Origin of the sequence: Aliiroseovarius sp. (assembly GCF_030148435.1) — a bacterium.
GTDB lineage: Bacteria > Pseudomonadota > Alphaproteobacteria > Rhodobacterales > Rhodobacteraceae > JASBTN01.
In genome coordinates this window covers 1-22,866 of the sequence record NZ_JASBTN010000081.1, presented here as the reverse complement: position 1 = coordinate 22,866, position 22,866 = coordinate 1, and the positions used below count along the sequence as shown (strand labels likewise).

The window sequence follows — 22,866 nt, the reverse complement described above, 5'->3', positions numbered from 1 at the left end:
GCATAGATAGTTGCGCAACGTAAACCAAGGACTCGGCGATGAACTGGATTTCCAACTACGTCCGCCCCCGGATCAACTCGCTTTTCTCGCGCCGCGAAGTGCCCGAGAACCTTTGGACCAAGTGCAATAAATGCGGCACCATGCTGTTTCATCGCGAACTGGCCGAGAACCTGAATGTCTGCACCAGCTGCGACCACCACATGGCGATCACCCCGCGTGAGCGTTTCGGCGCGCTGTTCGATGGCGGCATCTTTACCGAGGTCGAGGTCCCCGCACCGGTCGATGACCCGCTGAGCTTCAAGGACCAGAAGAAATACCCCGACCGCATGAAAACCGCCCGCAAGGGAACCGGCGAGCGTGAGGCGATGCTGGTGGCGGAAGGCGAGATCGGCCGCACGCCCATCGTGGCCGCGGCACAGGATTTCAGCTTCATGGGCGGCTCCATGGGCATGTATGTGGGCAATGCGATCATCGCCGCCGCCGAGCGGGCGGTTCAGACGCGCCGCCCGCTGGTGCTGTTTTCCGCCGCCGGTGGCGCGCGCATGCAGGAAGGCATCCTGAGCCTCATGCAGATGCCGCGCACCACCGTGGCCGTGCAGATGCTGAAAGAGGCCGGGCTGCCGTACATTGTCGTCCTGACCCATCCGACCACCGGGGGCGTCACGGCCTCCTACGCGATGCTGGGCGACGTGCATATCGCCGAGCCCAACGCGCTGATCTGCTTTGCAGGCCCGCGCGTGATCGAACAGACCATTCGCGAGAAACTGCCCGAAGGGTTCCAGCGCGCCGAATACCTGCTGGACCACGGCATGCTGGACCGCGTCACCCACCGGCGCGACATGAAGGACGAGCTGGTGACGATCCTGCGCATGCTGACCGGCCAGCCGCCCGCGGTAAAGGGCGACCTGCCCGCGCCGGAAATGGTGGAAGAGACCCCTGTCGAAGCCCCGGCGGACCCCGCCGAGAAGGCCGAAAAGGCGTGAGCGCGCCGACATCGGACGTCATCCTCGACCGGATGATGGCGCTGCACCCGAAGATCATCGACCTGACGCTGGACCGGGTCTGGCGCCTTCTGGCCGCTCTGGACCATCCCGAGCGCCGCCTGCCCGGCGTGATCCACCTGGCGGGCACCAATGGCAAGGGCTCGACCCAGGCGATGATCCGCGCGGGGCTGGAAGGCGCGGGCAAATCCGTGCATGCCTATACCTCGCCGCATCTGGCGCGGTTTCACGAGCGTATCCGCCTGGCGGGCGCGCTGATCTCGGAACCGGCCCTGACCGAGGTGCTGGACCGCTGCTACAGGGCCAATGGCGGCGAGAACATTACCTATTTCGAGATCACCACGGTCGCGGCCCTGCTGGCTTTCGCGGAAACGCCTGCGGATTATACCCTGCTGGAGACCGGATTGGGTGGCCGACTGGACGCCACCAATGTGGTGGACCAACCGGCGCTGACGGTGATCACGCCGATCTCGATCGACCATGTGCAGTTCCTGGGCGACACGCTGGCGAAGATCGCCGGCGAAAAGGCCGGGATCCTGAAGCGCGGCGTGCCCTGCGTGGTTGGCCCGCAGCCCGACGAGGCGCTGGACGTGATCGAGGCGCGCGCGGCCCGGCTGGGTGCGCCGTTGCTGGTGCATGGGCAGCATTGGCATTTTCACGAGGAACGCGGCCGTCTGGTGGTGCAGGATGAAACCGGGCTTCTCGATCTGCCGAAACCGGCGCTGATCGGCCGTCACCAGATGGAAAACGCCGCCGCTGCCGTGGTCGCCCTGCGCGCTCTGGGATACGGCGAGGAAGCCTGCGTGGCGGCAATGGAAAACGTCACCTGGCCCGCCCGCATGCAACGGCTGAAGACCGGCCCGCTGGTCGCGGCGGCAGGCGAGGCCGAACTGTGGCTGGATGGCGGGCACAACCCGGCGGCCGGCGAAATGCTGGCCGATGTATTGGCCGGGCTACCGCCGAAACCGACCCACCTGATCTGCGGCATGCTGAACACCAAAGATGTGACCGGCTATATGCGCCCGCTGGCGGCGGTGGCCGACAGTCTCACGGCCGTGTCGATCCCGGGGGAGCCCAATACGATCCCGGCCGAGGATACGGCGGAATTCGCCCAGCAAGTGCGCCTGGGCGCCACCACCGCCCCGGATGTGGAGGCTGCCATTCGCAAGATCACCGCCGACCACCCCGGCGCGCGCATCCTGATCTGCGGCTCGCTTTACCTGGCGGGCGACGTGCTGAAACAAAACGGCTGACAGGGGTTCACCCGTGCCTTGGTGACGGGGGTGATTTGCCCCTTCCCCGCCTTTTTACCACCGGTCGAGCAAAGATTTTTCGGCCCTCCCCACGCAAGACCCCCTCGTGGCCGACTCAAGCTGCGGAAAGGACTCACTTTTTCCGCCCACTCCGGGTGCCCCTATGAAACGCTACTGAATATTGACGAATTCCGCATGATGGCTCAATATATAGTGGAAATACGAGCAGTTGACCTTCACGTGACACGGGTATTCAGGAACAGCCCGGCGCGTCCGCACCAGTCGAGGCAGGAAGGGGTCGCCCACCGGGCGGCCCTTTCTTTTGCGTTGTTGTCAAAAGGGGCGCCTGCGGCGCGCTCGATCTCTCGGCTTCGGCTCCGGCGGGGACATTTGGGGAAAGATGAAAAGGGGGGGTCAGTCCGTATCCCGGCCCCAATCCTTGTCCTGCATTTCACGCAGGCGCGACGCGGTGCGTTCGAATTCGAAGCTCCCCGCGCCCTCGATATAGAGCATTTCGGGCTGGGCGGCGGCGCTGGCGATCAGGCGCACCCGGGCCTCGTAAAGCGCGTCGATCAGCGTGACGAAACGCTTTGCCTCGTTGAAATTCGACCGTGACAGCGCGGGGATGTTGTCGAGGATCAACACCTTTACCGTTTCGGCAATGGCCAGGTAGTCGCCCGGCCCCAGCATCGCGCCACAGAGGTCGTGAAACCCCGCCCGCGCCACGCCGTTGTGGAAGGCGGGCAGGATGACATCGCGGCCCTTGACGGTAATGGTGTGCGGTTTGGCCTGTCCACCGGTGAGATCGGTCCAGATCGCGTTCACCGCCGCGCGGGCTTCGGCATTCGGGGGGGTGAAATAGACCTGCTCGCCCTCCAGACGGTTCTGGCGATAGTCGTTCGGGCTGATCAGCTCGTGCACCGCCATGCGCGCCTTCAAAAGGTCGATGAAGGGCAGGAAGAGCTGGCGGTTGAGCCCGTCCTTGTAGAGATCGTCGGGAGTGCGGTTCGAGGTGGTGACGATGACCACGCCCGCTTCCATCAGAAGCTCGAACAGGCGGCCGACGATCATCGCGTCGGTGATGTCGGTGATCTGCATCTCGTCAAAGGCAAACAGACGCACGTCCCTGGCGATCTCGGCCGCCACCGGGGCCAGCGCGTCATCCACCCCCTGCTGGCGGGCTTCGTGCATGCCCGCGTGGACCTCCTGCATGAACGCGTGGAAATGCACGCGGCGCTTGCCCTCGATCGCGATATTGTCGACGAAGAGGTCCATCAGGAAGCTCTTGCCGCGCCCGACCCCGCCCCAGAGGTAGAGGCCCATCGGCGTTTCCTCGGGCTTGTGGAAAAGGCCACCGAGGATGCCGCGTTTCTTCTGCCGGGTGGTTTCGAGGTGGTGGCGGATGTCTTCCAGGATCGGAAGCACGGATTCCTGCGCGGGATCGGCATGAATATCGCCGGCGCGGACCCGGTCGTGATAGATCTTGTTCAACGTGCTCATGAGGATGGGATAGACCGGCCCGGCGGTTAAGAAAAGGGGGGGTGCGACGGGGCGGGACATTCATCTTCCCCCGTCCGACGTGGCCCCACTTGTCGCGCAGTTAAGAAATCATGGTGCAAGACATCAGAAACAATGATTTGACCGTCTGGCCGGATTTGCGCGACCCTGCGCGCCATGACCGAAACGCGCGCGCCCCTCATCACTCCGGTCCTGATGGCCGGATGCATCATCATTCTCGTGTCCTTCGCGATCCGGGCCAGTTTCGGCGTGTTCCAGATCCCCATCGCAGAAGAATTCGGCTGGGCGCGGGCCGAGTTCAGCCTGGCCATCGCGATCCAGAACCTGGCCTGGGGCCTCGGCCAGCCAATCTTCGGCGCCATCGCCGAGAAGATCGGCGACCGCAAGGCGATCATCCTGGGCGCTCTGACCTATGCGGCAGGGCTGGTGGCCTCGAGCTATGCCGTCACCCCCGGCGCGCATCAGGTCCTGGAGATCCTGGTGGGCTTCGGCATCGCCGGCACCGGCTTCGGCGTGATCCTGGCGGTGGTCGGCCGCGCGGCCTCGGACGATAACCGCTCAATGGCGCTGGCGATTGCCACCGCGGCGGGCTCGGCAGGTCAGGTCTTCGGCGCGCCGATGGCCGAATGGATGCTGACGCTGATGCCCTGGCAGACAGTCTTCGGCCTGTTTGCGGTGGCGATCCTGGCGGTTCTGTTGCTTCTGCCGATGATGCGCAGCGACACCGTCGCCACCAGGGCAGAGCTGGAGGAAAGCCTGAGCGCGGTCCTGAAAAAGGCCTTCCGCGACCCTTCCTATTCGCTGATCTTCCTGGGCTTCTTCTCCTGCGGCTACCAACTGGGCTTCATCACCGCGCATTTTCCCGCCTTCGTGACCGAGATGAGCGGCGCAATCGACCCCTCGGGCCCTCTGGCCTCGATCGGGGTCACGACCACCTCGGCGCTGGGGGCGGTGTCGATCTCGCTCATCGGGCTGGCAAACATCGCCGGCACGCTCTACGCGGGCTACCTGGGCAAGCGCTATTCCAAGAAATATCTGCTGGCAGCGATCTATACCGGGCGCACGCTGGTGGCCGCCCTGTTCATCCTGATGCCGATCACACCGATGTCGGTGATCCTGTTCTCCATCGCCATGGGCTCGCTCTGGCTGGCCACGGTGCCGCTGACCTCAGGCCTGGTCGCGCATATCTACGGGCTCAGGTACATGGGCACGCTCTACGGCATCGTCTTCTTCTCGCACCAGCTGGGCAGCTTTCTGGGCGTCTGGCTGGGTGGCCGCATGTATGACGCCTTTGGCGATTACACGATGGTCTGGTGGATCGGCGTGGGGGTCGGCGCCTTCTCGGCCATCGTGCACCTGCCGGTGAAGGAACAGCCGCTGGCGGCGCGACCAGCCTGACCGCCTTCCCCTTTCATCTTTCCGAAAATATCCCCGCCGGAGGCAAGAAACCGCCGCGCGAAGCGCGGCCACGCCCAACCGGAGGCGGGGCCGAAGGCCCCAACGACGGGCGGGAGCCCCCGCCCCCTAGACCGGCAGCGCGGTGGTCTTGAACACCGTGCGCAGGGCAAAGCTCGACTGCATGCCCTGCACCCCGGGCAGGCGGGCCAGGTACTGGCGGTGGATGCGGGCGAAATCCTCGGTGTTTTCGGCCACGACCTTCAACAGATAGTCCGACTTGCCTGCCATCAGGTGGCATTCCAGCACGTCGGGCACCAGCGCCACCTCGCGCTCGAACGCCTCCAGCACCTCGTCGGCCTGGCCGGACAGGGTGATCTCGACGAACACGGTCGTCGGACATCCCATCTTGCGCGCGTCCAGCAAAGCGACATAATCCTTGATGAACCCCTCCGCCTCCAGCCGCTGCACCCGGCGGTGACAGGCCGAGGGCGACAGGTTCACCCGGTCGGACAGCTCGGCATTCGAGATCCGTCCGGCTTTCTGCAATACCCCCAGGATGCGACGATCTATGCTGTCGAGCTCCATGTCCGCACACGTTCCTTGCGCAATTCTTCCCGGACGCGGGAAATCCTTCGACAAGACCTAGCAGCCTGCGCGAAGAATTCAAAGCAATTGCGCCCGGCCTTGCCCAAAATTGAGGCAGCTTACGAAAACACAGGGAACGGAGCGCGCAAATGTTGATCGGATGCCCAAAGGAAATCAAACCCCAGGAATTTCGGGTCGGCCTGACCCCGAACGCGGCTGGCGAGGCCATTGCCCGCGGCCACAAGGTTATCGTCGAGACCAACGCCGGCGCCGGTGCCGGGTTCTCGGACGATGACTACCGCGCGATCGGCGCCGAGGTGCTGGGCACGGCGGAAGAGATCTTTGCCAAGGCCGAGATGATCGTGAAGGTGAAGGAACCCCAGGCGGTCGAACGCAAGATGCTGCGCGAAGGCCAGCTTCTGTTCACCTATCTGCACCTGGCCCCGGACCCGGAGCAGACCCGCGACCTGCTGGACAGCGGCTGCACCGCGATTGCCTATGAGACCGTGACCGATGACCGCGGCGGGTTGCCTCTGCTAGCCCCGATGTCCGAGGTGGCCGGTCGTCTGGCCCCGCAGGTCGGCGCCTGGACCCTGCAGAAGGCCAACGGTGGCCGCGGTGTGCTGATGGGCGGCGTGCCCGGTGTGGGCCCGGCCAAGGTCGTGGTGATCGGCGGCGGCGTGGTCGGCACCCACGCGGCCAAGGTGGCTGCGGGCATGGGCGCGGACGTGACCATCCTCGACCGGTCGCTGCCGCGTCTGCGGTACCTCGACGACGTGTTCGGGCGTGAATTCAAGAACCAGTATTCGACCGCCGGTGCCACCGCCGAGTTGATCCAGACCGCCGACATGGTGATCGGTGCGGTTCTGATCCCCGGTGCCGAGGCGCCCAAGCTGGTCAGCCGCGAACAGCTGTCGACCATGAAGCCGGGCGCGGCGCTGGTCGACGTGGCCATCGACCAGGGCGGCTGTTTCGAAACCTCGCGCGCGACCACCCATGCCGATCCGGTCTACGAGGTGGACGGCATCATGCATTACTGCGTCGCCAACATGCCCGGCGCGGTGGCCCGCACCTCGACGCTTGCGCTGGGCAACGCCACGATGCCCTTCATGCTGGCGCTGGCCGACAAGGGCTGGAAACAGGCCTGCGAGGACGATCCGCACCTCTTGAACGGGTTGAACGTGCATGCCGGCGAACTGACCTATTACGCGGTCGGCAAGGCGCTGGGGCTTGACGTGATCTCGCCGGCGTTGGCGTTGAAGAAATAACCTCCTCGCGGCGCGCCTGTCCCTTCGGCGCGTCGCATCCCTCCTCCCGGAGACATGACTGCCCGAGGCCTGCGCCTCGGGCTTTTTTCTTGTCGGAAGTGGTTGCTTGCCCGGGTCAAGCCACCAGGGCTTCATCCTCGACAAAGCAGCGCAGCGCCGTGACATTGTCGATACGCACGTCGCGCCGGTTGCTCTGCACGCCCTGCGGCTTCAGCTTCTTGAAGGCGCGCGACAGGCTTTCGGGCTGCATGCCCAGCTTGCCGGCCAGGATGATCTTGTCGAAGGGCAGTTCCAACTGCGCAGCCTTGGGCGTATCCCCGGCCAGCTCCAGCAGGAATTCGCAGAGCCGCTGGATCCCGGTCTTGATCTTCAGCCCTTCAAGCTGGGTGATCAACTCGTCCATCTTGTCGGAAGCCGCCCGCAGCACCGCCGCCGAAATTTCGGCCTCTGCCCCTGCGCAGGAACAGATCGCACTCAGGTCGAAATGCAGGATCGTGCAGTCGGTCATTGCCTCGACCGACAGCTTGCTGCTGCCACCGCGCAGGGCGGCGACCTCGTCGAAACTGTCGCCGCGGTTCAGCGTGGCCAGGATGGCCTCGTCGCCCGAGCAGGTCACGCGATAGAGCTTGACCCACCCCCCGGTGATCAGTTTGAGCGTGTGGGCGGGTTCGCTTTGCAGGCAGATCACTTCGCCACGGGCATATCGCCGCTCCACCCCGCGCGACAGAAGGCAGCGGGCAACGTGGTCGGACAGGCGGTGGAGCAATGGAAACTCTGTTGTGGCGCAGGACGACATATCGAGCATCTGGAACCCTCCTTGGCTGAGGTCTGCCACCTTAGACGGTTCATGCCTGGGTCATTTTGACGCAGATCAATTTTTCGATATTTCACACATACATAATTCAATTAGGGATTGTTTTCGCGTAAAATCAATTGCTTGCATGCGGCGATTTGCACCAAAAAATTTACCGGGCGGTTCACAATCGCCCGTCCGGGCACGAAATCCCCTGTGGCCCCGCAGTCCGCCGGGCCGAGGAGACCGGCACGCGGAGCGGCGAAAACAGACCGGATCACGCTGGCGGGTTGGCTGAATTGTGCGGCCCGATTTCCTGTCGCGAAAAAAGAAAACCCCACCAGAGGCGGGGTCGTCCACGGCCATCAGGCCCGGCAGGTGAATGGTAGCGTGGGGCGGACTTGAACCGCCGACCCCAGCATTATGAGTGCTGTGCTCTAACCAGCTGAGCTACCACGCCATTCACAGGAGGCTGATTTATTGCCGACCGGGGGCGGTGTCAAACGAAAAACACCCTGTTGCGGGCAAAAAAAGCGTAGCCTGGCGAACTGTGCGGGGAATGGGTTCAGAACCGCCAGCCGAAGCGCAATTGCAGGAGGTCCAGGTCGATGGCCTGGGTCTGGCCGCCGCCATTTCCGACCAGCCCGTCCAACTCGCGGCGCGAATATTCGATCCCTACGAAAGCATTGTCGGACACGGCAACATCGGCGCCCAACCCGTAGGTCGGCCCCTCCACGTCCCAGTTCCCGAAGGGCGCGGGCCTCTCGTATCCGCCAAAGGAATAGCCAAGGAACCCGTAAACCAGTGTCCGGCCGGCGGCCACGCCCGCGCGGGCCTTGAGGTCGATCAGCATGCCGAAATCCTCGCCCGGGGATGCAGGCGGCACAGCGTTGAAATCCAGCACCGACAGCTCGCCGCCAAAGACAGCCTGGCCGCGTTGCCAGTTGTATCCGGCGAAGCCGCCAAACCCCGCATCATCCTCGATCCGGAACTGCGCATCCGGCGAGGCATATCGCATATTCCCACCGCCATAGACCGCCAGACCGCCCAGATAGGGCCCGCTCCAGTCGTAGACATTGCCGGGCAGGGGCGCATAGGGGCTGGCAGCAGTTGCATGGTCGATCACATCCTGCGGCCCGTCGGCAAGAGCCGCCGAGCCGATGGAGGCGCAAAGAATGGCGAAGGCAAATGGCAATCTCATCACTGATCTCCAATTTTCAGACCGGATATCAATGAAATAAGTATAGCACAAAACACCGCCCCTGTCAGCGGGACGCAACCGGAAGGGCTGGCGCCGCATGGCACCGGCCCTGATGCGCACCCCAGCAGGGGCGCATTTTCACTTGGCCGCGAGGGCGTCGCGGATCTCGGTCAGCAGCTCGACTTCGGTGGGGCCGGCGGGGGCCTCTTCCTCGGCCGGGGCCTCTTCTTCCTTTTTGGCAGCCGCTTCCTTGACCTTGTTCACGTAGCGCACCAGCATGAAAACGACGAAGGCGATGATCAGGAAGTTGATCACGGCCATGATGAAGGCGCCATAGGCGAAGACCGCTGCCCCGGCCTCGCGCGCGGCCTCCAGGCTGGCGCCCGCGGCCACCTCGCCCGACAGCACCACATAGAGGTTGGTGAAATCCACCCCTCCCATGAACAGGCCCACGAACGGGTTGATCAGGTCGCCGACCATGGATTTGACGATCGCGGTAAAGGCCGCGCCGATGATGATGCCGACAGCCATGTCCATGACATTGCCCTTGGCGATGAAGTCCTTGAATTCCTGCAGCATGTGTCCTCACCTCTACTGTCCTGCCTGCTCGCGAATGGCCTTCGTTCGCAGATCCTGCCTCAGATTGGCATGTTTGCCCCGGATCGTTCAGGGGAAAATTCCGCCCGGGGTCTCAATTTGCGCGCATCCCATCGGAAATCTTTTCGGCCATCATGATGATGGGCGCATTGGTATTGCCGCCGATCAGGCGCGGCATGAGCGAGGCATCGACCACGCGCAGACCATCGACCCCGCGCACCCGCCCCTGCGGGTCGCAGGGCGCGTCGGGACCACCCATGCGGGCAGTGCCAACCGGGTGATAGATCGTGTCGGCGCGGTTGCGGATGTCCTCGCGAATGGCCTCGTCGGTTCCGTCATGGGGATAGAGCCTGCGGCCGCGCCAGGGGGCAAGCGCCGGGGCCTCCAGGATCGTCTCGGTCAGGCGCGCGCCTTTCACCATCAGGTCGAGGTCACGCCCGTCCGACAAAAATCCCGGGTCGATACGCGGCGTGGCCCGGGGGTCGGTGGATTTCAGCGTGACCTGTCCGCGCGAATGCGGGCGCAGCACGCAGACATGGCAGGAATAGCCGAAGCGGAAATGCAGCCGGCGCATGTGCTGGTCGACGATGCCTGCGACGAAATGCAATTGCAGGTCGGGGCGATCCAGCCCCGGTTCGGAGCGCAGGAACCCCGCGCCTTCGGCAAAGGGGGTGGCAAACAGCCCCTGCCCGGTGCGCGCCCATTTCACCCCGGCCTTCGCCATGTTGTAAATCCCGCGCGGGGTCAGGCCGACAGTGTCGGGGCGCAGGGAATGGTAGCTGATCACGTGGTCCAGGTGGTCCTGCAGATTCCGGCCGACCTCGGGGCTGTCGTGACGCAGCTCAATCCCGTGGGACCGCAGGTGGGCGGCGGGACCGATCCCCGAGAGCATCAGCAGCTGCGGGGTCTGGAAGGCTCCTGCCGACAGGATCACCTCGCGCCGGGCCCTCAGCCTGCCCCTGTCATGTATCACGCCGGCCGCGCGGTGCCCGTCGAAGAGCACTCGATGGGCCTGGGTGCCGGTGATCACATGCAGATTGCGGCGGTTCAGGTGCGGCAGTAGGTAGGCGGCGGCAGCCGAACAGCGCTCGCCGCGTTTGGGACCGTCACCGAACTGTGTGACCTGGTAGAGGCCGACACCCTCCTGTGCAGACCCGTTGAAATCGGTGTTTTCCGGGTGCTGGCACTGTTTCCCTGCGGTAACGAAGGCAGGGCTGATGGCATGGGGCTCGGAGATGTCACCGACCTGCAGCGGGCCATCCGCCCCGTGCAGCCCGTCCGCGCCGCGCGCATTGCCCTCGGACTTGCGGAACCAGGGCAGCACATCGTCCCAGCCCCAGCCCCTGGCGCCAAGGGCGGCCCATTCGTCGTAATCCCTGCGGTGCCCGCGCACGTAGAGCATCGCGTTGATCGCCGAGGATCCGCCCAGCGCGCGGCCGCGTGGCTGGAACCCGCGCCGCTCGTTCAACCCGGGCTGCGGCGTGGTTTTCAGCGCCCAGTTGTTGAGCCGTGGCCGGCCGGACACCATGGCCGCCACCATGGCGGGCGCGCGGATCAGGAACCCGTCGCCCTTGCCGCCCGCCTCCAGCAGGCAGACGGTGACTTTCGGGTCTTCGGACAGGCGGCCTGCCAGGGTGGCCCCACCCGAACCGCCGCCCACGATCACGTAATCGAATTCCATGGCCGCAGCCTAGCCGGGGAAAAGCGCGGCAGGGAATGCTGACCATGCGTTAACGACTGGTGGTGCCGGAATTTTTCGAAGAAACCGGTTTGCCTCAGCCCGGCAGCGCCCCGGTCAGCACGTAGGTCAAAATCTCCACCACCTGCTCCGGCGTCTCGGTCACGGCAAGCGCGGCGGCATCGACCTCTTTCAACGCGTGCTGGTGGTCGGGCCCGTGCATGACGATCAGCGACTTGCCCAGCGCCGCCGCCTGGCCAGCGTCGAAGGCCGCGTTCCACTGCTTGTACTTGTCGCCGAACCGCACCACGACCACGTCGGCCTGCTCGATCAGGCGGCGGGTGCGGATGGCGTTCACTTTCGCGCCCTTGTGGTCATGCCAGAACTTGTTGTCCTCGGCGCCCAGGATCGCCACGCCGCAATCGTCCGAGGCGTCATGGTCCGTGACGGGCGCGGCAAAGCTGACGTCCAGCCCCTTGGCGCCTTCGATGATCTGCTCGCGCCAGTCAGTGTGGATTTCGCCGGAAAGATAGACGTTCAGGGTCATGGGAACCTCACAGATGGAGACGCCCCGCAGGTGGCGGGGCGTTCGGAAAGAATATGTGTCAGCCGCGCAGCATGCCGCCGGTGGCTTTCTCGACCTTCTGGACGATCCTGGCGCTGACCGCCTCGATGTCCTTTTCGGTCAGGGTCGCGTCGCGCGGTTGCAGGCGCACGGTGATGGCAAGGGATTTCTTGCCTTCGCCCAGCGAGCCGCCGATAAACTCGTCAAACACGCGCACCTCGTCGATCAGCACCTTGTCGGCGCCTTGGGCGGCGTTCACCAGGTTCACCGCTTCGACGTCCGCGTCCACCACGAAGGCGAAATCGCGTTCGACCGATTGCAGATCACTGGCGCCCAGAGCGGCGCGCGTGGCCCCCTTGTTCTTGGGGAAGGGGATCTTGCCGATATGCACCGCGAAGGCAACGACGGGGCCTTTCACATCGGCGGCCTCGATGGCTTTCGGGTGCAGCTCGCCAAAGGCGCCCAGCACGTTCTTCGGCCCGAGCGACAGTTTCGCCGAGCGGCCCGGGTGCCACCAGGCGTTCATGTCGCGCAGGTGCATCAGTTTTGCCGGCGCGCCGAGCGCCGACAGCACCGCCTCGATATCCGCCTTGGCATCGAACGTGTCGACCGGACGACGCGCGCCGAAACGGTCCTTGGGCCCGGTGTGGCCGACCAGGATGCCGGTCACGAGGGTTTCCTGCTCATCCGGTTCGGCGCCGTGAAAGACGGGGCCGACCTCGAACAGGGCCAGGTCCATGAAGCCACGCGCCTGGTTGCGGGCAGCAGCGGCCAGCAGGCCGGGCAGAAGCGAGGGACGCATATGGCTCATCTCGCTGGAAATCGGGTTTTCCAGCCGGTTCGCGTCCACGCCCCCATACGCCGCCGCATTGGCTTCGTCGATGAAGCTGTAGGTCACGCATTCATTGTAGCCCAGCGCGGCAACGGTGCGCCGCGCGATGCCTTCGCGTTTCTGCATCGGGGTCAGCACCGGTTTCGGCACGCCGGTCTCGACACGGGCCAGCGGTTTGCCGACCAGTTTGGTCAGCGAGGCCACGCGCGCGACCTCCTCGACCAGGTCGGCCGGGCCCTGCACGTCCGGGCGCCAGCTGGGCACCCGGGCCATGTCACCGTCCATCACGAACCCCAGGGCTTCCAGCGTTGCGCGCTGTTCATCCGCCGGGATCTCCATGCCGACCAGGCTGACCACGCGATCGGTGTCGAGCTTGTAGGCACGCGACGTGTCAGGCACTTCGCCAGCGGTCACGACATGCGAGGCCTCGCCGCCGCAGAAGTCCAGGATCATCCGGGTCGCCAGCTCGATCGCGGGCGCGTTGAACTGCGGGTCGATTCCGCGTTCGTTGCGATACCGCGCGTCCGAGTTGATCTTCAGCGCGCGGCCGGTCTTGGCGATCTGGATCGTGTCCCAGACAGCGGCCTCGAGAAAGACGTTCACGGTCTCCTCGGTACAGCCGGTGCGCAGACCGCCCATGATGCCTGCGATGCTTTCAATCTCATGGTCGTCCGAAATCACCACGGCGCCTTCGGGAAAGGTGTATTCCTTCTCGTCCAGCCCCACCAGCGTTTCGCCGCCCTTGGTGCGGTGCACCCGCAGGTTGCCGTTGACCTTGTCCGCGTCGAACACATGCAGCGGGCGGTTCTGGTCATAGGTGAAGAAGTTGGTGATATCGACAAGCGCCGAAATGGGCCGCAGCCCGATGGCGCGCAGGCGGTCCTGCAGCCACCGGGGCGACGGGCCGTTCTTCACGCCACGGATCAGGCGGCCCATGAAGACATGGGCGTCGTCGCGCGTATCCTCGTCGATGGTGACGGTGATCGGGCTGTCAAAGCTGCCTTCAACCTTGGCTTCGGGGGCGGGTTTCAGCGTTCCGATACCACGGGCCGCGAGGTCGCGCGCGATGCCACGCACACCCAGCGCGTCCTGACGGTTCGGCGTAATGGCGATGTCGATCACCGGATCGACCTTGGCCGGGTCGTTTTCCGCCAGCCAGTCGGTGAACTTCTGGCCGATCTCGCCCGAGGGCAGCTCGATGATGCCGTTGTGTTCGTCCGAGAGCTCCAGCTCGCGCTCGGACGCCATCATGCCGTGGCTTTCCACGCCGCGGATCTTGCCCACGGAGAGCGTCACATCAATCCCGGGCACGTAGTCGCCGGGTTTGGCGAGCACCACGGTAATGCCCTCGCGCGCATTGGGCGCGCCGCAGACGATCTGCTTGTCGCCTTCGTCGGTGGCCACGGTGCAGACGCGCAACCGGTCGGCATCGGGGTGCTGAGAGGCCGAGGTGACTTTCGCCAGCGTAAAGGCGCCCAGCCGTTCGGCGGGGTTGATGATGTCCTCGACCTCGAGGCCCAGATCGGTCAGCGCCTCGGCGATCTCGTCCACCGAAGCGGTGGTGTCGAGGTGGTCTTTCAGCCAGGAGAGTGTGAATTTCATGTCTTGTCCTTCGTCGGCATCGCCGGACGGCTTGCCAGATCCTCAACCACTTCGAATACCTCGAAAAGCAGCATCATTTCGGGGTCAAACCCACCGTTGCGTTCAAAATAGGCCTTGTGGCCGCGCTGCCAGCCTTCCAGCGTTTCGCCTTCGGCCTGGGCCAGTTCCTCGGTCACGTCGCAAAACCGGACCTGCTGGACCGATTTCGTTCGGATCACCAGCGCAGGCGTGCCATCCCAGTTGGCGGCAATATCGCAGCGGCCAACCTTGGGCATCGAGGCCGGATCATCGGCGAAATCCGAAAGCGCGCCCGAGATCGCCCGTTTCTGCCCCGCGCGCACCCGTTTGAGCAGCTTTGCCGACAGCTTGGCCGTATCGCCAAACTTGAACGTCCCCGCGCCGGGATATGTGACCTGCAGGTCTTCCATGTCGTCGTTCATATCAGGCTCCCTGTTGCCCGGTGGCGTTGGTCAAGGTCACACCGTAAAGGCCCGGACCGGTCGGCGCCTCGGCGATCTCACCCACCGAAGCCGTGGTGTCGAGGTGGTCTTTCAGGCGGGAGGGTGTGAATCTCATGTTCATTTCCTCGGTCAGCTGGTTGGCAGAGGTCCGGGCCGCGCGTCCTAGCGGTCGCCCCGATCCTCATCAGCGGTCGTTTCTTCCGGTTCGGAGCCGTCTTCGGCGTCCGAATTTTCCATCGAGTGGTCAATTTCCCGGATCAGGCCCCTGACGCCCCAAAGGACAACCAGAGCCATCAGCAAGACCACACTAACATTCATCCAGATCGGCATTAGCGTGACAGCCCCCCGCGCATGGTCGGGACGTCCAGCGCGCTGAACCCGTAGTGGCGCAGCCAGCGCAGGTCGCTGTCGAAGAAGGCGCGCAGGTCGGGGATGCCGTATTTCAGCATGGCCAGCCGGTCGATGCCGAGGCCGAAGGCGAAGCCCTGCCATTTGTCGGGGTCGACGCCCGCCGATTGCAGCACTTTCGGGTGCACCATGCCGGAGCCCAGGATCTCCATCCAGTCGTCGCCCTCGCCGACCTTCAGCTGGCCGCCCGCCCAGGAACAGCGCAGGTCGACCTCGGCGGAGGGTTCGGTGAAGGGGAAATGCGAGGCGCGGAAGCGCAGTTCGACATTGTCCACTTCGAAGAAGGCGCGGCAGAATTCTTCGAGGCACCATTTCAGGTTCGCCATCGAGATGTCCTTGTCGATCGCAAGCCCTTCGACCTGGTGGAACATCGGCGTGTGGGTCTGATCGTAATCCGAGCGATAGACGCGGCCCGGAGCGATCACGCGGATCGGCGCGCCGTGGGCCTCCAGCGCGCGGATCTGCACAGGTGACGTATGGGTGCGCAGCACGTGGGGCGGGCGGTCGTCGCCCGCGTCGCGGTGCATGTAGAACGTGTCAAACTCCTGCCGGGCCGGGTGGTGCGGCGGGATGTTCAGCGCATCGAAATTGTACCAGTCGCTTTCGATCTGCGGGCCTTCGGCGACGGAAAAGCCCATGTCGGCGAAGATCGCGGTGATCTCTTCCGTGACCTGGGAAATCGGATGAATGGTCCCGCGCCGCTCGGGCCGGCCGGACAGGGTCACGTCCAGCCATTCGGTGCGCAGGCGTTCATCCAGCGCGGCATCGGCCAGCGCGGATTTCTTGGCGGAGATGGCCGAGTTGATCTCGTCCTTCAGCGCGTTCAGCCTGGGGCCCATGACTTGGCGTTCCTCAGGCGTCATCTTGCCCAGTTCGCGCATTTTCAGGGCCACTTCGCCCTTCTTGCCCACGGCCTGCACGCGGATGTCCTCCAGCGCGCTTTCGTCTGCCGCCCCGGCAACCGCGTCGATATATTTCTGCCTCAGATCGTCCATCTGGACCCCCTTGGATTACGTCATGCCCCTGCTACGAAATGAGGCGCAAATAAGCAAGAAGCCGCGAGACCCGTAAAGGTCCGCGGCTTCATTTCTAGTGGTCGCAATCCCGAACCGGAAAACCGGTATCCACTTTTCCTGGGATTGCTCCGCTATATCGTTTGCCCGGTGGGCTTACGCGAGCGCGGCCTTCGCCTTTTCGACGATGGCGGTAAACGCTTCGGGCTCGTGCACGGCCAGGTCGGCCAGGACCTTGCGGTCCACTTCGATGCCGGCGGTGTTCAGGCCGTTGATGAAGCGCGAGTAGGTCAGGCTTTCATCATGGGCACGCACGGCGGCGTTGATGCGCTGGATCCACAGAGCGCGGAAGTTCCGCTTGCGGTTCTTGCGGTCACGGGTGGCGTATTGGTTGGCCTTGTCGACGGCCTGACGTGCAACCTTGAAGGTGTTCTTGCGACGGCCGTAATAGCCTTTCGCGGCCTTGACGACCTTCTTGTGACGGGCGTGGGTGGTGGTTCCGCCTTTAACTCGGGACATGTCTGATCCTCCTGCTTAGCGCGAATAGGGCATCATGCCCTTGACGATTTTCTCGTCAGGGGCCGACAGCAGCGTGGTGCCGCGCGCATTGCGCAGGAATTTGTTGGTGCGTTTGATCATGCCGTGGCGCTTGCCGGCCTGACCGGCCTTCACGCGGCCCGACGCCGTCACCTTGAACCGCTTCTTGCAGCTCGATTTGGTCTTCATCTTGGGCATTTCCGTCTCCTCTTGAGTTCGGTACAGACGCGACTCGGCATGCCTCTCGAGCCGGCCGCGCAGTTGAAGTGCGCCGTATAGTCGGGATCGGGGACACAGGCAAGGGGATTCGGGCGGGAATTCTTGCGGGAGGGCCACCGCGGCGCCACCAGTGCCCCTATGAACGGTGCCGCCCGGTCGCGCAAGCCAGCGGGCCGGGAATTCAGCGGATGAACTGGCCGATCACCCGGACAAAGGCGTTGGGAATATCCTCGAGCGTATAGCCGCCGGGCTGCTGGGTCACGGCCAGCGTCACCAGCCCGCCGCCGATCAGGATCATGATCGCAGGCACGCGCGGCGCGCGGTGGTCCAGCAACGCCCCCAGAACAGGCGGGATCGACAGCGCAAGCACCACGACCCCGATCACCAGATACAGGTCATTCGTCATTCGCAAAACCTTTACAGAATTCCGGAAACAACCGGTAAGGGAATGCGAGGAAGTTTACTCCGGGTCAGTTGCGTAAATCAACCGTTCCGCGCAGGGCGCAACCCTGAGGATATTGGTCGTGCCGGGCACATTGAAGGGCACGCCGGCGGTGACGACGATCTGGTCGGCCTCCTCGGCGAAGCCCCCCGACCGGGCCGCCCGCGCCGCAGAAACCACGGCGGCCTTGAACCGCTCCACGTCGCCGGCGGTCACGAAACAGTTGGTGCCCCAGGACAGGCACAGGCGCCGCGCCGTGCCCACCAGCGGGGTCAGCGCGATGATCGGCACGCGGGGACGTTCGCGCGCGGTCAGTTCGGCGGTGGTGCCCGATTGGGTAAAGCAGCAGATCGCCTTGATGTCGGTGGTCTCGGCGATCTCGCGTGCCGCGGCGACGATACCGTCAGCGACGGTCGAGCGTTTCGCCACGCGGCTGGCCTCGATCTGTTCACGATAGGTCGGGTCGCTTTCGACCTCGATCGCGACCTTGTCCATGGTTGTGACCGCCTCGACCGGGTAGGAGCCCGCGGCCGATTCCGCCGACAGCATCACCGCATCGGCCCCGTCATAGATCGCGTTGGCCACGTCCGAGACCTCGGCACGGGTGGGCACCGGGCTTTCGATCATGCTTTCCAGCATCTGGGTGGCGACGATCACCGGCTTGCCGGCACGGCGGCAGCTGTGGATCAGGCGTTTCTGGATCGGCGGGACCGCCTGCACCGGCAGTTCGACGCCCAGATCACCGCGCGCGACCATGATCCCGTCCGAGGCATCCAGGATCTCCGGGAAGGCATCGACAGCGGCGGGTTTTTCGATCTTGGCCAGCACCGCAGCACGGCCCTGGGCCAGTTGCCGCGCTTCGTCCATGTCCTGGCGGCGCTGCACGAAGGACAGCGCCAGCCAGTCGACACCCAGCTGGCAGGCGAATTCCAGGTCCGAGCGGTCCTTGTCCGACAGGGCGGCCAGCGGCAGCACCACGTCGGGCACGTTCACGCCCTTGCGGTCCGAGATGGTCCCGCCCACCTCGACAATGCAATCGGCAAAGTCGGGGCCGCAGTCCTGAACACGCAGGCGGATCTTGCCGTCGTTCACCAGCAGGGTCGCACCGGGTTTCAGCGCCGCGAAGATCTCGGGATGCGGCAGGCAGACCCGGTGGCCTTCGCCCGGGGTTTCGTCCAGATCGAAGCGGAACGGATTGCCCTCGTCCAGTTCGGCGGCGGAGGCGGAAAAGGTGCCGCAGCGCAGTTTCGGTCCCTGCAGGTCGGCAAGGATGGCGATCGGGCGCCCCATGTCCTTTTCGACCTGGCGCACGATGTCATGGCGGGCACGCTGTTCGTCCTGGGTGCCGTGGGACATGTTCAGGCGGAACACGTCGGCGCCGGCCTCGAACAGGGCCCGGATGCTGTCATAGTCGCTTGATGCGGGGCCCAGCGTGGCCACGATCTTGACGTTTCGAAGGCGTCTCATCGCGCACTTCTCCCCTTTGCAATTCGTCATTTTCGGTGGGCCACCTGCTCTATGCAACAATTCGCCCGACGTGACAACTGGCGCTTTCCGATTTGCTCGCATAAATGGGTCTGAACCCGGAGTGAAACACGACCATGACATATCTGCCCTTTCACGTTTTCGGCGAAGACCGCCCCGCCCGCTGGCTTGTGACCTGCGACCACGCGGCCAATACGGTGCCGCAGGAGGTAAACGGCGGCGACCTGGGGCTTTCGCCGGAAGATATGGCGCGTCACATTGCCTTCGACCCGGGCGCGGCGGGCGTAACCCTGGCCCTGGCCGAGATGCTGAACGCCCCGGCGATCCTGTCCAATTTCTCGCGCCTGGTGATCGACCCGAACCGGGGCGAGGATGACCCGACCGTGCTGATGAAGCTTTATGACGGCACGATCATTCCCGCCAACCGACACGCGGGCCCGGAGGAACGCGAACGCCGGCTGGAGGCCTATTACCGCCCTTACCACAAGGCGCAGGCCCGGCTGGCAGCACGGCAGCAGGACACGGTTCTGCTGTCGATCCACAGCTACACGCGCCAGCTGCGCGGGCGGCAGCCGCGGCCCTGGCATGTGGGCATTCTTTACGGGCGCGACGACCGGCTGGCGAAACCGCTGATCCGCCGGCTGGAGGCGGAACCGGATCTCTGCGTCGGTGAAAACGAACCCTATGGCGGGCATCTGGATGGCGACAGCGTCGACCGCCACGCCATCAAGCCGGGCCGCGCCAACGTGCTGATCGAGATCCGCAACGACCTGATCGAGACCGACGCGCAGCAATATGCCTGGGCCAGGCGGCTGGCACCGATCCTCGAGGAAGTGCTGGACGCCACCGGGCTGTGAAGGGCCGTTTCAGCGTGGTTTCGGTGAAGGATCACGCCCCAACACACCCGGCGCACCCGGCTTGACCTTCCCCGCGCCCCACGGTCCAATGCGCCCGACCCCGCGAACACAGCCAAGGACCGACCATGGACGACCAGACCCGCATCGAGCTTGAGGCCGCCGCCTTCGCAAACACCTGATGGAAGACCGCAGGGACGTGCAGAATATCGACATGATGAACCTGACGGGGTTCTGCCGGAACTGCCTGTCGCGCTGGTACCAGGAGGCCGCCAATGAACGCGGCATCGAGATGGACAAGGACGAGGGGCGCACGGCCTTCTACGGCATGCCCTATTCCGAGTGGAAGGCGCAGCACCAGACCGGCGCAAGCCCCGAAAAACAGGCGGAATTCGAAGTCGCCTTCCGCGAAAACGTGCTGAAGGACGAGGATTGACATGTCGCCACGCCAAATCGTCATTGTGCTGGTGGGGGTCGTTTTGGTGGCCTTCCTGATGGCTCAGAACAGCGCGGGCCGGGCCTCGGGCAGCGACAAGGCGCGCATGGCCGACCTGCGCGACCTGTCCGGATTCGTCTATTGCACCGCCGACCTGAACGACGGCACGCTGCCCGACGAACTGGCCCCGTTCGACCGCTGTGGCCGTGACACCCGCCTGGCCGATCCGGCCACCGGAACGCCCTACGGCTATCGCAAGATCAACGCGCTGACCTACGAGGTCTGTGCCAGCTTCGACAGACCCGAACGGGTGGCCGATCAATGGTACGGGCGCGGAGAGTTCGACCCCTCGACCGGCTGCGCCAGGGTAAGGCGCGGAGACTGATCCGGCGGCACGGGTTGAATGAACAACGTTCAAAACCCATATGACCTCCATTGCAGACGCAGAGGAGGCTTCCATGCGCCCATCGGATCAATTGGCGGATTTTGCCCGCGAGGCTTTGAAGGCGGGACGGTCCCGCGACGAGATTTCCCAGGCGCTTTGCGAGGCGGGATGGGCGCGAAACGAGGTCGAGGAGGCTTTGGCGGCCTGGGTCGACAGACCCTTTACCCCGCCGATCCCCCGCCCGCGCCCGCAATTGTCGGCGCGCGAGGCGTTTTTCTACCTGCTGCTCTTCGGCGCCCTGGGATGGACCGCCTGGCACGTGACCAGCCTGCTGTTCCAGGCGGTGGACGTTCTGGTGCCCAAACCGGGTGACGAGTTTACCGGATGGGAGCGCGACTGGATGCGCTTCTCGATTGCCTCGCTGATCGTGACAACCCCGCTGTTTCTGTGGCTGCACATGCGCGTCAGCCGAGACGTCTCCCGCGCGCCGGGCAAACGCCGCTCGCCGGTGCGCAAATGGCTGGGCTATCTGGCCATGTTCCTGGCCGCAACCACGGTGTTGGGCGATCTGGTGCACCTGATCTATCGCTTGCTGGACGGCGACCTGACCCTTCAGATCACGCTGAAATCCGCCGTGCTGGCCGGGGTGGCCGGGGCGATCTTTGCCTATTTCCGCGACCAAGTGGGAAGGGATGACGATGCCGCGTGAGCTGCTCCTGCCCGGTGCGATAGCCGGACTGGCCCTGGTTGCCGTTGCTGTCGGGCTGACCGTTGCCGGTGGCCCCGGACGCGGCAAGGTGGAGCAGCGCGATGCGCTGAGGATTGGCCAGATCGAAACGGCCCGCAACCACGTGCTTTGCCTTGCCCGTGCCACTGGCGACACGCTGCCCGAAACCCTGACCGATCAGACCGCCTGCGATCCCGGGGACAGCCTGCAAGACCCGTTTACCGGGGCGCCGGTCGGTTATGAAAAGTTCGATGCGCGCAGTTTCCAGCTCTGCCCGGCGCTTGAACTGGGTGACGACCACGCGAACAGGGCCTGGGTTGGCGGTGGCCAGTTCGACGCAGGAAGTGGCTGCATCCGCTACGACTACCGACCCTGAAACGAAAACCCCGCGCGTGCTGGCGCGGGGTTTCCATTTCGACCTGCGGGGCGGAATCAGACCGCCTTTTTCAGGCTCTCTTCCAGATAGATCTCGCGCAGGCGGGTCATGACCGGGCCGGGGTTCCCATCGCCCAGTTGGGCGCCATCCACCTCGACCACCGGCATGACGAAAGCCGAGGCAGAGGTAAAGAAGGCCTCGTCGGCGGCCTGGGCTTCCGCGATGGTGAACGACCGCTCGACCACTTCCATCTGCGCCTCCCTGGCGAAACGCAGCACGGCAGCGCGGGTAATGCCGTGCAGGATGTCAGTGGACAGGGCCCGCGTGATGATCTTGCCGTCCTTGACGATATAGGCGTTGTTCGAGGTGCCTTCGGTCACATAACCGTCCTCGACCAGCCAGGCGTCGTCAGCCCCGGCGGCCTTGGCCATCATCTTGCCCATCGACGGGTACAGAAGCTGCACCGTCTTGATGTCACGACGGCCCCAGCGGATGTCCTCGACCGAGATGACCTTCACCGGGTTCACGGTCTCGGCAAGGCCCGGCTTGTTCTGGGTAAACAGCACCACGGTCGGCCTGGTCTCGTCCGGGTTCGGAAAGACGAAATCACGGTCGGCTGGCGCGCCACGGGTGATTTGCAGATAGACCAGCCCTTCGACAATCCCATTGTCGGCGACCAGCTTGCGGTGCACCTCCAGCAGGTCGTCCTTGGAAATCGGGTTGGGCATGTCCAGCTCGTTCAACGAGCGTTCCAGCCGCACCGCATGGCCGTCGAAGTCGATCAGCTTGCCGTCCAGCACCGAGGTCACTTCGTAGACACCATCGGCAAACAGGAAGCCGCGGTCGAAGATCGAGATCTTCGCGTCCGCCTCCGGCAGGTATTCTCCGTTCACGTAAACGATGCGGCTCATTTCGGTTCCTTTCCTGTGTGACGCCCGGGCTCGGGCATAGTCGGGTTTCGGGCGCCAATCAACCACGAGGCCACCGGCAGTAAAAGATAAGCGAAGGCACCAACCTTCTGCGTTGACCCGCGCGGGGCTTTGCGGCTTGCTGGCCGCAGTGACAAAGGAGCGCCCCATGACATCCACCAATTCCGCCCTGATCATGCTGGCCGCGGGCATCGGCATTCCGGTCCTGGCCGCCCTGAACGCGGCGCTGGGGCAGCGGTTGGGCTCGCCGGTGGCGGCGGGGGTGATCCTGTTTCTGGTCGCGCTGGCCACGACCAGCATCGT

The 22,866-nt window shown here is 64.6% G+C and carries 26 protein-coding genes, 1 tRNA gene and 1 pseudogene; 10 read left to right on the top strand and 18 right to left on the bottom strand.

From position 1 onward, the window contains the following. The first annotated feature begins 38 nt into the window (after window positions 1-38). On the top strand, window positions 39-983 hold the full coding sequence (gene accD, locus Q1V43_RS14835) for an acetyl-CoA carboxylase, carboxyltransferase subunit beta (protein ID WP_300519617.1): 945 nt from the start codon (window positions 39-41) through the stop codon (window positions 981-983). After that, entirely contained in the window at window positions 980-2,254 is a 1,275-nt protein-coding gene (locus Q1V43_RS14830) for a folylpolyglutamate synthase/dihydrofolate synthase family protein (protein ID WP_300519615.1), read from the top strand. The genes accD and Q1V43_RS14830 overlap by 4 nt, the downstream gene beginning before the upstream one ends. Window positions 2,255-2,668: 414 nt before the next feature. Here the strand turns inward: Q1V43_RS14830 and zapE are convergent, their stop codons facing one another. Then, window positions 2,669-3,754: a cell division protein ZapE gene (zapE, locus tag Q1V43_RS14825; protein ID WP_300519612.1), complete on the bottom strand. Its 1,086-nt coding sequence runs from the start codon at window positions 3,752-3,754 to the stop codon at window positions 2,669-2,671. A 174-nt stretch (window positions 3,755-3,928) separates the two neighbouring features. Here zapE and Q1V43_RS14820 point away from each other — a divergent pair, with 174 nt between their 5' ends. Continuing rightward, window positions 3,929-5,170 carry an MFS transporter gene (locus tag Q1V43_RS14820; protein WP_300519610.1) on the top strand — a complete coding sequence of 414 codons (1,242 nt, stop codon included), beginning with the start codon at window positions 3,929-3,931 and terminating at the stop codon, window positions 5,168-5,170. Window positions 5,171-5,296: 126 nt separating this feature from the next. Here Q1V43_RS14820 and Q1V43_RS14815 read toward each other — a convergent pair whose 3' ends face one another. Continuing rightward, complete coding sequence (locus tag Q1V43_RS14815; RefSeq protein ID WP_300519609.1) at window positions 5,297-5,755, bottom strand: Lrp/AsnC family transcriptional regulator; 459 nt, start codon at window positions 5,753-5,755, stop codon at window positions 5,297-5,299. A gap of 149 nt (window positions 5,756-5,904) precedes the next feature. On the opposite strand from Q1V43_RS14815, the gene ald reads away from it, so the two are divergent. After that, entirely contained in the window at window positions 5,905-7,023 is a 1,119-nt protein-coding gene (gene ald, locus Q1V43_RS14810; RefSeq protein WP_300519606.1) for an alanine dehydrogenase, read from the top strand. Window positions 7,024-7,138: 115 nt separating this feature from the next. Here the strand turns inward: ald and Q1V43_RS14805 are convergent, their stop codons facing one another. From Q1V43_RS14805 to pyk, 15 genes are all read right to left on the bottom strand, one after another. After that, window positions 7,139-7,828, bottom strand: coding sequence for a Crp/Fnr family transcriptional regulator (locus tag Q1V43_RS14805; RefSeq protein WP_300519603.1), 690 nt, complete (start codon window positions 7,826-7,828; stop codon window positions 7,139-7,141). A 371-nt stretch (window positions 7,829-8,199) separates the two neighbouring features. Continuing rightward, window positions 8,200-8,276: transfer RNA gene (locus Q1V43_RS14800), tRNA-Met, on the bottom strand. Between the two features lie 105 nt (window positions 8,277-8,381). Next, window positions 8,382-9,017, bottom strand: a complete 636-nt coding sequence (locus Q1V43_RS14795) for an outer membrane beta-barrel protein (RefSeq protein ID WP_300519600.1) — start codon at window positions 9,015-9,017, stop codon at window positions 8,382-8,384. A 138-nt stretch (window positions 9,018-9,155) separates the two neighbouring features. Beyond that, window positions 9,156-9,596 (bottom strand): large conductance mechanosensitive channel protein MscL, encoded by a 441-nt coding sequence (gene mscL, locus Q1V43_RS14790; protein ID WP_300519597.1) that lies wholly within the window; start codon window positions 9,594-9,596, stop codon window positions 9,156-9,158. A 112-nt stretch (window positions 9,597-9,708) separates the two neighbouring features. After that, window positions 9,709-11,295, bottom strand: a complete 1,587-nt coding sequence (locus Q1V43_RS14785) for a GMC family oxidoreductase N-terminal domain-containing protein (protein WP_300519594.1) — start codon at window positions 11,293-11,295, stop codon at window positions 9,709-9,711. Between the two features lie 94 nt (window positions 11,296-11,389). Further along, window positions 11,390-11,839 (bottom strand): YtoQ family protein, encoded by a 450-nt coding sequence (locus Q1V43_RS14780; protein ID WP_300519591.1) that lies wholly within the window; start codon window positions 11,837-11,839, stop codon window positions 11,390-11,392. A gap of 58 nt (window positions 11,840-11,897) precedes the next feature. Continuing rightward, entirely contained in the window at window positions 11,898-14,291 is a 2,394-nt protein-coding gene (pheT, locus tag Q1V43_RS14775; protein WP_300519589.1) for a phenylalanine--tRNA ligase subunit beta, read from the bottom strand. Beyond that, window positions 14,288-14,731, bottom strand: a complete 444-nt coding sequence (locus Q1V43_RS14770; RefSeq protein WP_300519587.1) for an ASCH domain-containing protein — start codon at window positions 14,729-14,731, stop codon at window positions 14,288-14,290. Before Q1V43_RS14770 ends, pheT begins: the two co-directional genes overlap by 4 nt. A 1-nt stretch (window position 14,732) precedes the next feature. Beyond that, complete coding sequence (locus Q1V43_RS14765) at window positions 14,733-14,867, bottom strand: hypothetical protein (protein WP_300519584.1); 135 nt, start codon at window positions 14,865-14,867, stop codon at window positions 14,733-14,735. A gap of 47 nt (window positions 14,868-14,914) precedes the next feature. Next, window positions 14,915-15,046 (bottom strand): hypothetical protein, encoded by a 132-nt coding sequence (locus Q1V43_RS14760; RefSeq protein ID WP_300519582.1) that lies wholly within the window; start codon window positions 15,044-15,046, stop codon window positions 14,915-14,917. Between the two features lie 35 nt (window positions 15,047-15,081). Next, window positions 15,082-16,155 (bottom strand): phenylalanine--tRNA ligase subunit alpha, encoded by a 1,074-nt coding sequence (gene pheS, locus Q1V43_RS14755; RefSeq protein WP_300519581.1) that lies wholly within the window; start codon window positions 16,153-16,155, stop codon window positions 15,082-15,084. A gap of 174 nt (window positions 16,156-16,329) precedes the next feature. Further along, on the bottom strand, window positions 16,330-16,692 hold the full coding sequence (rplT, locus tag Q1V43_RS14750) for a 50S ribosomal protein L20 (protein WP_300519579.1): 363 nt from the start codon (window positions 16,690-16,692) through the stop codon (window positions 16,330-16,332). Between the two features lie 15 nt (window positions 16,693-16,707). Continuing rightward, window positions 16,708-16,908, bottom strand: a complete 201-nt coding sequence (gene rpmI, locus Q1V43_RS14745) for a 50S ribosomal protein L35 (protein WP_300519577.1) — start codon at window positions 16,906-16,908, stop codon at window positions 16,708-16,710. Window positions 16,909-17,110: 202 nt separating this feature from the next. Beyond that, entirely contained in the window at window positions 17,111-17,335 is a 225-nt protein-coding gene (locus Q1V43_RS14740) for a hypothetical protein (protein WP_300519575.1), read from the bottom strand. A 54-nt stretch (window positions 17,336-17,389) separates the two neighbouring features. Next, window positions 17,390-18,838 (bottom strand): pyruvate kinase, encoded by a 1,449-nt coding sequence (pyk, locus tag Q1V43_RS14735; protein WP_300519573.1) that lies wholly within the window; start codon window positions 18,836-18,838, stop codon window positions 17,390-17,392. 134 nt (window positions 18,839-18,972) lie between these two features. Here pyk and Q1V43_RS14730 point away from each other — a divergent pair, with 134 nt between their 5' ends. The 5 genes and pseudogenes from Q1V43_RS14730 to Q1V43_RS14710 all read left to right on the top strand — a co-directional run bounded on the left by Q1V43_RS14730 (window position 18,973) and on the right by Q1V43_RS14710 (window position 21,634). Next, the gene (locus Q1V43_RS14730) at window positions 18,973-19,713 is read left to right on the top strand and encodes an N-formylglutamate amidohydrolase (protein WP_300519569.1); all 741 of its coding nucleotides are present in this window, start codon (window positions 18,973-18,975) and stop codon (window positions 19,711-19,713) included. 125 nt (window positions 19,714-19,838) lie between these two features. Next, window positions 19,839-20,146 (top strand): annotated as a pseudogene (locus Q1V43_RS14725) (DUF1244 domain-containing protein). Between the two features lies 1 nt (window position 20,147). Next, window positions 20,148-20,531, top strand: a complete 384-nt coding sequence (locus Q1V43_RS14720) for a hypothetical protein (RefSeq protein WP_300519566.1) — start codon at window positions 20,148-20,150, stop codon at window positions 20,529-20,531. A 73-nt stretch (window positions 20,532-20,604) separates the two neighbouring features. Next, window positions 20,605-21,240 (top strand): DUF5671 domain-containing protein, encoded by a 636-nt coding sequence (locus tag Q1V43_RS14715; RefSeq protein WP_300519564.1) that lies wholly within the window; start codon window positions 20,605-20,607, stop codon window positions 21,238-21,240. Beyond that, the gene (locus tag Q1V43_RS14710; protein ID WP_300519561.1) at window positions 21,224-21,634 is read left to right on the top strand and encodes a hypothetical protein; all 411 of its coding nucleotides are present in this window, start codon (window positions 21,224-21,226) and stop codon (window positions 21,632-21,634) included. Before Q1V43_RS14715 ends, Q1V43_RS14710 begins: the two co-directional genes overlap by 17 nt. A gap of 56 nt (window positions 21,635-21,690) precedes the next feature. Here the strand turns inward: Q1V43_RS14710 and Q1V43_RS14705 are convergent, their stop codons facing one another. Then, entirely contained in the window at window positions 21,691-22,545 is an 855-nt protein-coding gene (locus Q1V43_RS14705) for a D-amino-acid transaminase (protein WP_300519558.1), read from the bottom strand. Window positions 22,546-22,711: 166 nt separating this feature from the next. Between Q1V43_RS14705 and Q1V43_RS14700 the strand changes: the two genes are divergently transcribed. Then, window positions 22,712-22,866: DMT family transporter (locus tag Q1V43_RS14700; protein WP_300520120.1), on the top strand; the 155-nt coding region annotated here is incomplete at its 3' end.

Bases quoted from the DNA above. Each gene is read 5' to 3' on its own strand.
- accD (WP_300519617.1), top strand. From the start codon at position 39: ATGAACTGGATTTCCAACTACGTCCGCCCCCGGATCAACTCGCTTTTC.
- zapE (WP_300519612.1), bottom strand. From the start codon at position 3,754: ATGAGCACGTTGAACAAGATCTATCACGACCGGGTCCGCGCCGGCGAT.
- Q1V43_RS14820 (WP_300519610.1), top strand. From the start codon at position 3,929: ATGACCGAAACGCGCGCGCCCCTCATCACTCCGGTCCTGATGGCCGGA.
- Q1V43_RS14815 (WP_300519609.1), bottom strand. From the start codon at position 5,755: ATGGAGCTCGACAGCATAGATCGTCGCATCCTGGGGGTATTGCAGAAA.
- ald (WP_300519606.1), top strand. From the start codon at position 5,905: ATGTTGATCGGATGCCCAAAGGAAATCAAACCCCAGGAATTTCGGGTC.
- Q1V43_RS14805 (WP_300519603.1), bottom strand. From the start codon at position 7,828: ATGCTCGATATGTCGTCCTGCGCCACAACAGAGTTTCCATTGCTCCAC.
- Q1V43_RS14795 (WP_300519600.1), bottom strand. From the start codon at position 9,017: ATGAGATTGCCATTTGCCTTCGCCATTCTTTGCGCCTCCATCGGCTCG.
- mscL (WP_300519597.1), bottom strand. From the start codon at position 9,596: ATGCTGCAGGAATTCAAGGACTTCATCGCCAAGGGCAATGTCATGGAC.
- Q1V43_RS14785 (WP_300519594.1), bottom strand. From the start codon at position 11,295: ATGGAATTCGATTACGTGATCGTGGGCGGCGGTTCGGGTGGGGCCACC.
- Q1V43_RS14780 (WP_300519591.1), bottom strand. From the start codon at position 11,839: ATGACCCTGAACGTCTATCTTTCCGGCGAAATCCACACTGACTGGCGC.
- pheT (WP_300519589.1), bottom strand. From the start codon at position 14,291: ATGAAATTCACACTCTCCTGGCTGAAAGACCACCTCGACACCACCGCT.
- Q1V43_RS14770 (WP_300519587.1), bottom strand. From the start codon at position 14,731: ATGAACGACGACATGGAAGACCTGCAGGTCACATATCCCGGCGCGGGG.
- Q1V43_RS14765 (WP_300519584.1), bottom strand. From the start codon at position 14,867: ATGAGATTCACACCCTCCCGCCTGAAAGACCACCTCGACACCACGGCT.
- Q1V43_RS14760 (WP_300519582.1), bottom strand. From the start codon at position 15,046: ATGGCTCTGGTTGTCCTTTGGGGCGTCAGGGGCCTGATCCGGGAAATT.
- pheS (WP_300519581.1), bottom strand. From the start codon at position 16,155: ATGGACGATCTGAGGCAGAAATATATCGACGCGGTTGCCGGGGCGGCA.
- rplT (WP_300519579.1), bottom strand. From the start codon at position 16,692: ATGTCCCGAGTTAAAGGCGGAACCACCACCCACGCCCGTCACAAGAAG.
- rpmI (WP_300519577.1), bottom strand. From the start codon at position 16,908: ATGCCCAAGATGAAGACCAAATCGAGCTGCAAGAAGCGGTTCAAGGTG.
- Q1V43_RS14740 (WP_300519575.1), bottom strand. From the start codon at position 17,335: ATGACGAATGACCTGTATCTGGTGATCGGGGTCGTGGTGCTTGCGCTG.
- pyk (WP_300519573.1), bottom strand. From the start codon at position 18,838: ATGAGACGCCTTCGAAACGTCAAGATCGTGGCCACGCTGGGCCCCGCA.
- Q1V43_RS14730 (WP_300519569.1), top strand. From the start codon at position 18,973: ATGACATATCTGCCCTTTCACGTTTTCGGCGAAGACCGCCCCGCCCGC.
- Q1V43_RS14720 (WP_300519566.1), top strand. From the start codon at position 20,148: ATGTCGCCACGCCAAATCGTCATTGTGCTGGTGGGGGTCGTTTTGGTG.
- Q1V43_RS14715 (WP_300519564.1), top strand. From the start codon at position 20,605: ATGCGCCCATCGGATCAATTGGCGGATTTTGCCCGCGAGGCTTTGAAG.
- Q1V43_RS14710 (WP_300519561.1), top strand. From the start codon at position 21,224: ATGACGATGCCGCGTGAGCTGCTCCTGCCCGGTGCGATAGCCGGACTG.
- Q1V43_RS14705 (WP_300519558.1), bottom strand. From the start codon at position 22,545: ATGAGCCGCATCGTTTACGTGAACGGAGAATACCTGCCGGAGGCGGAC.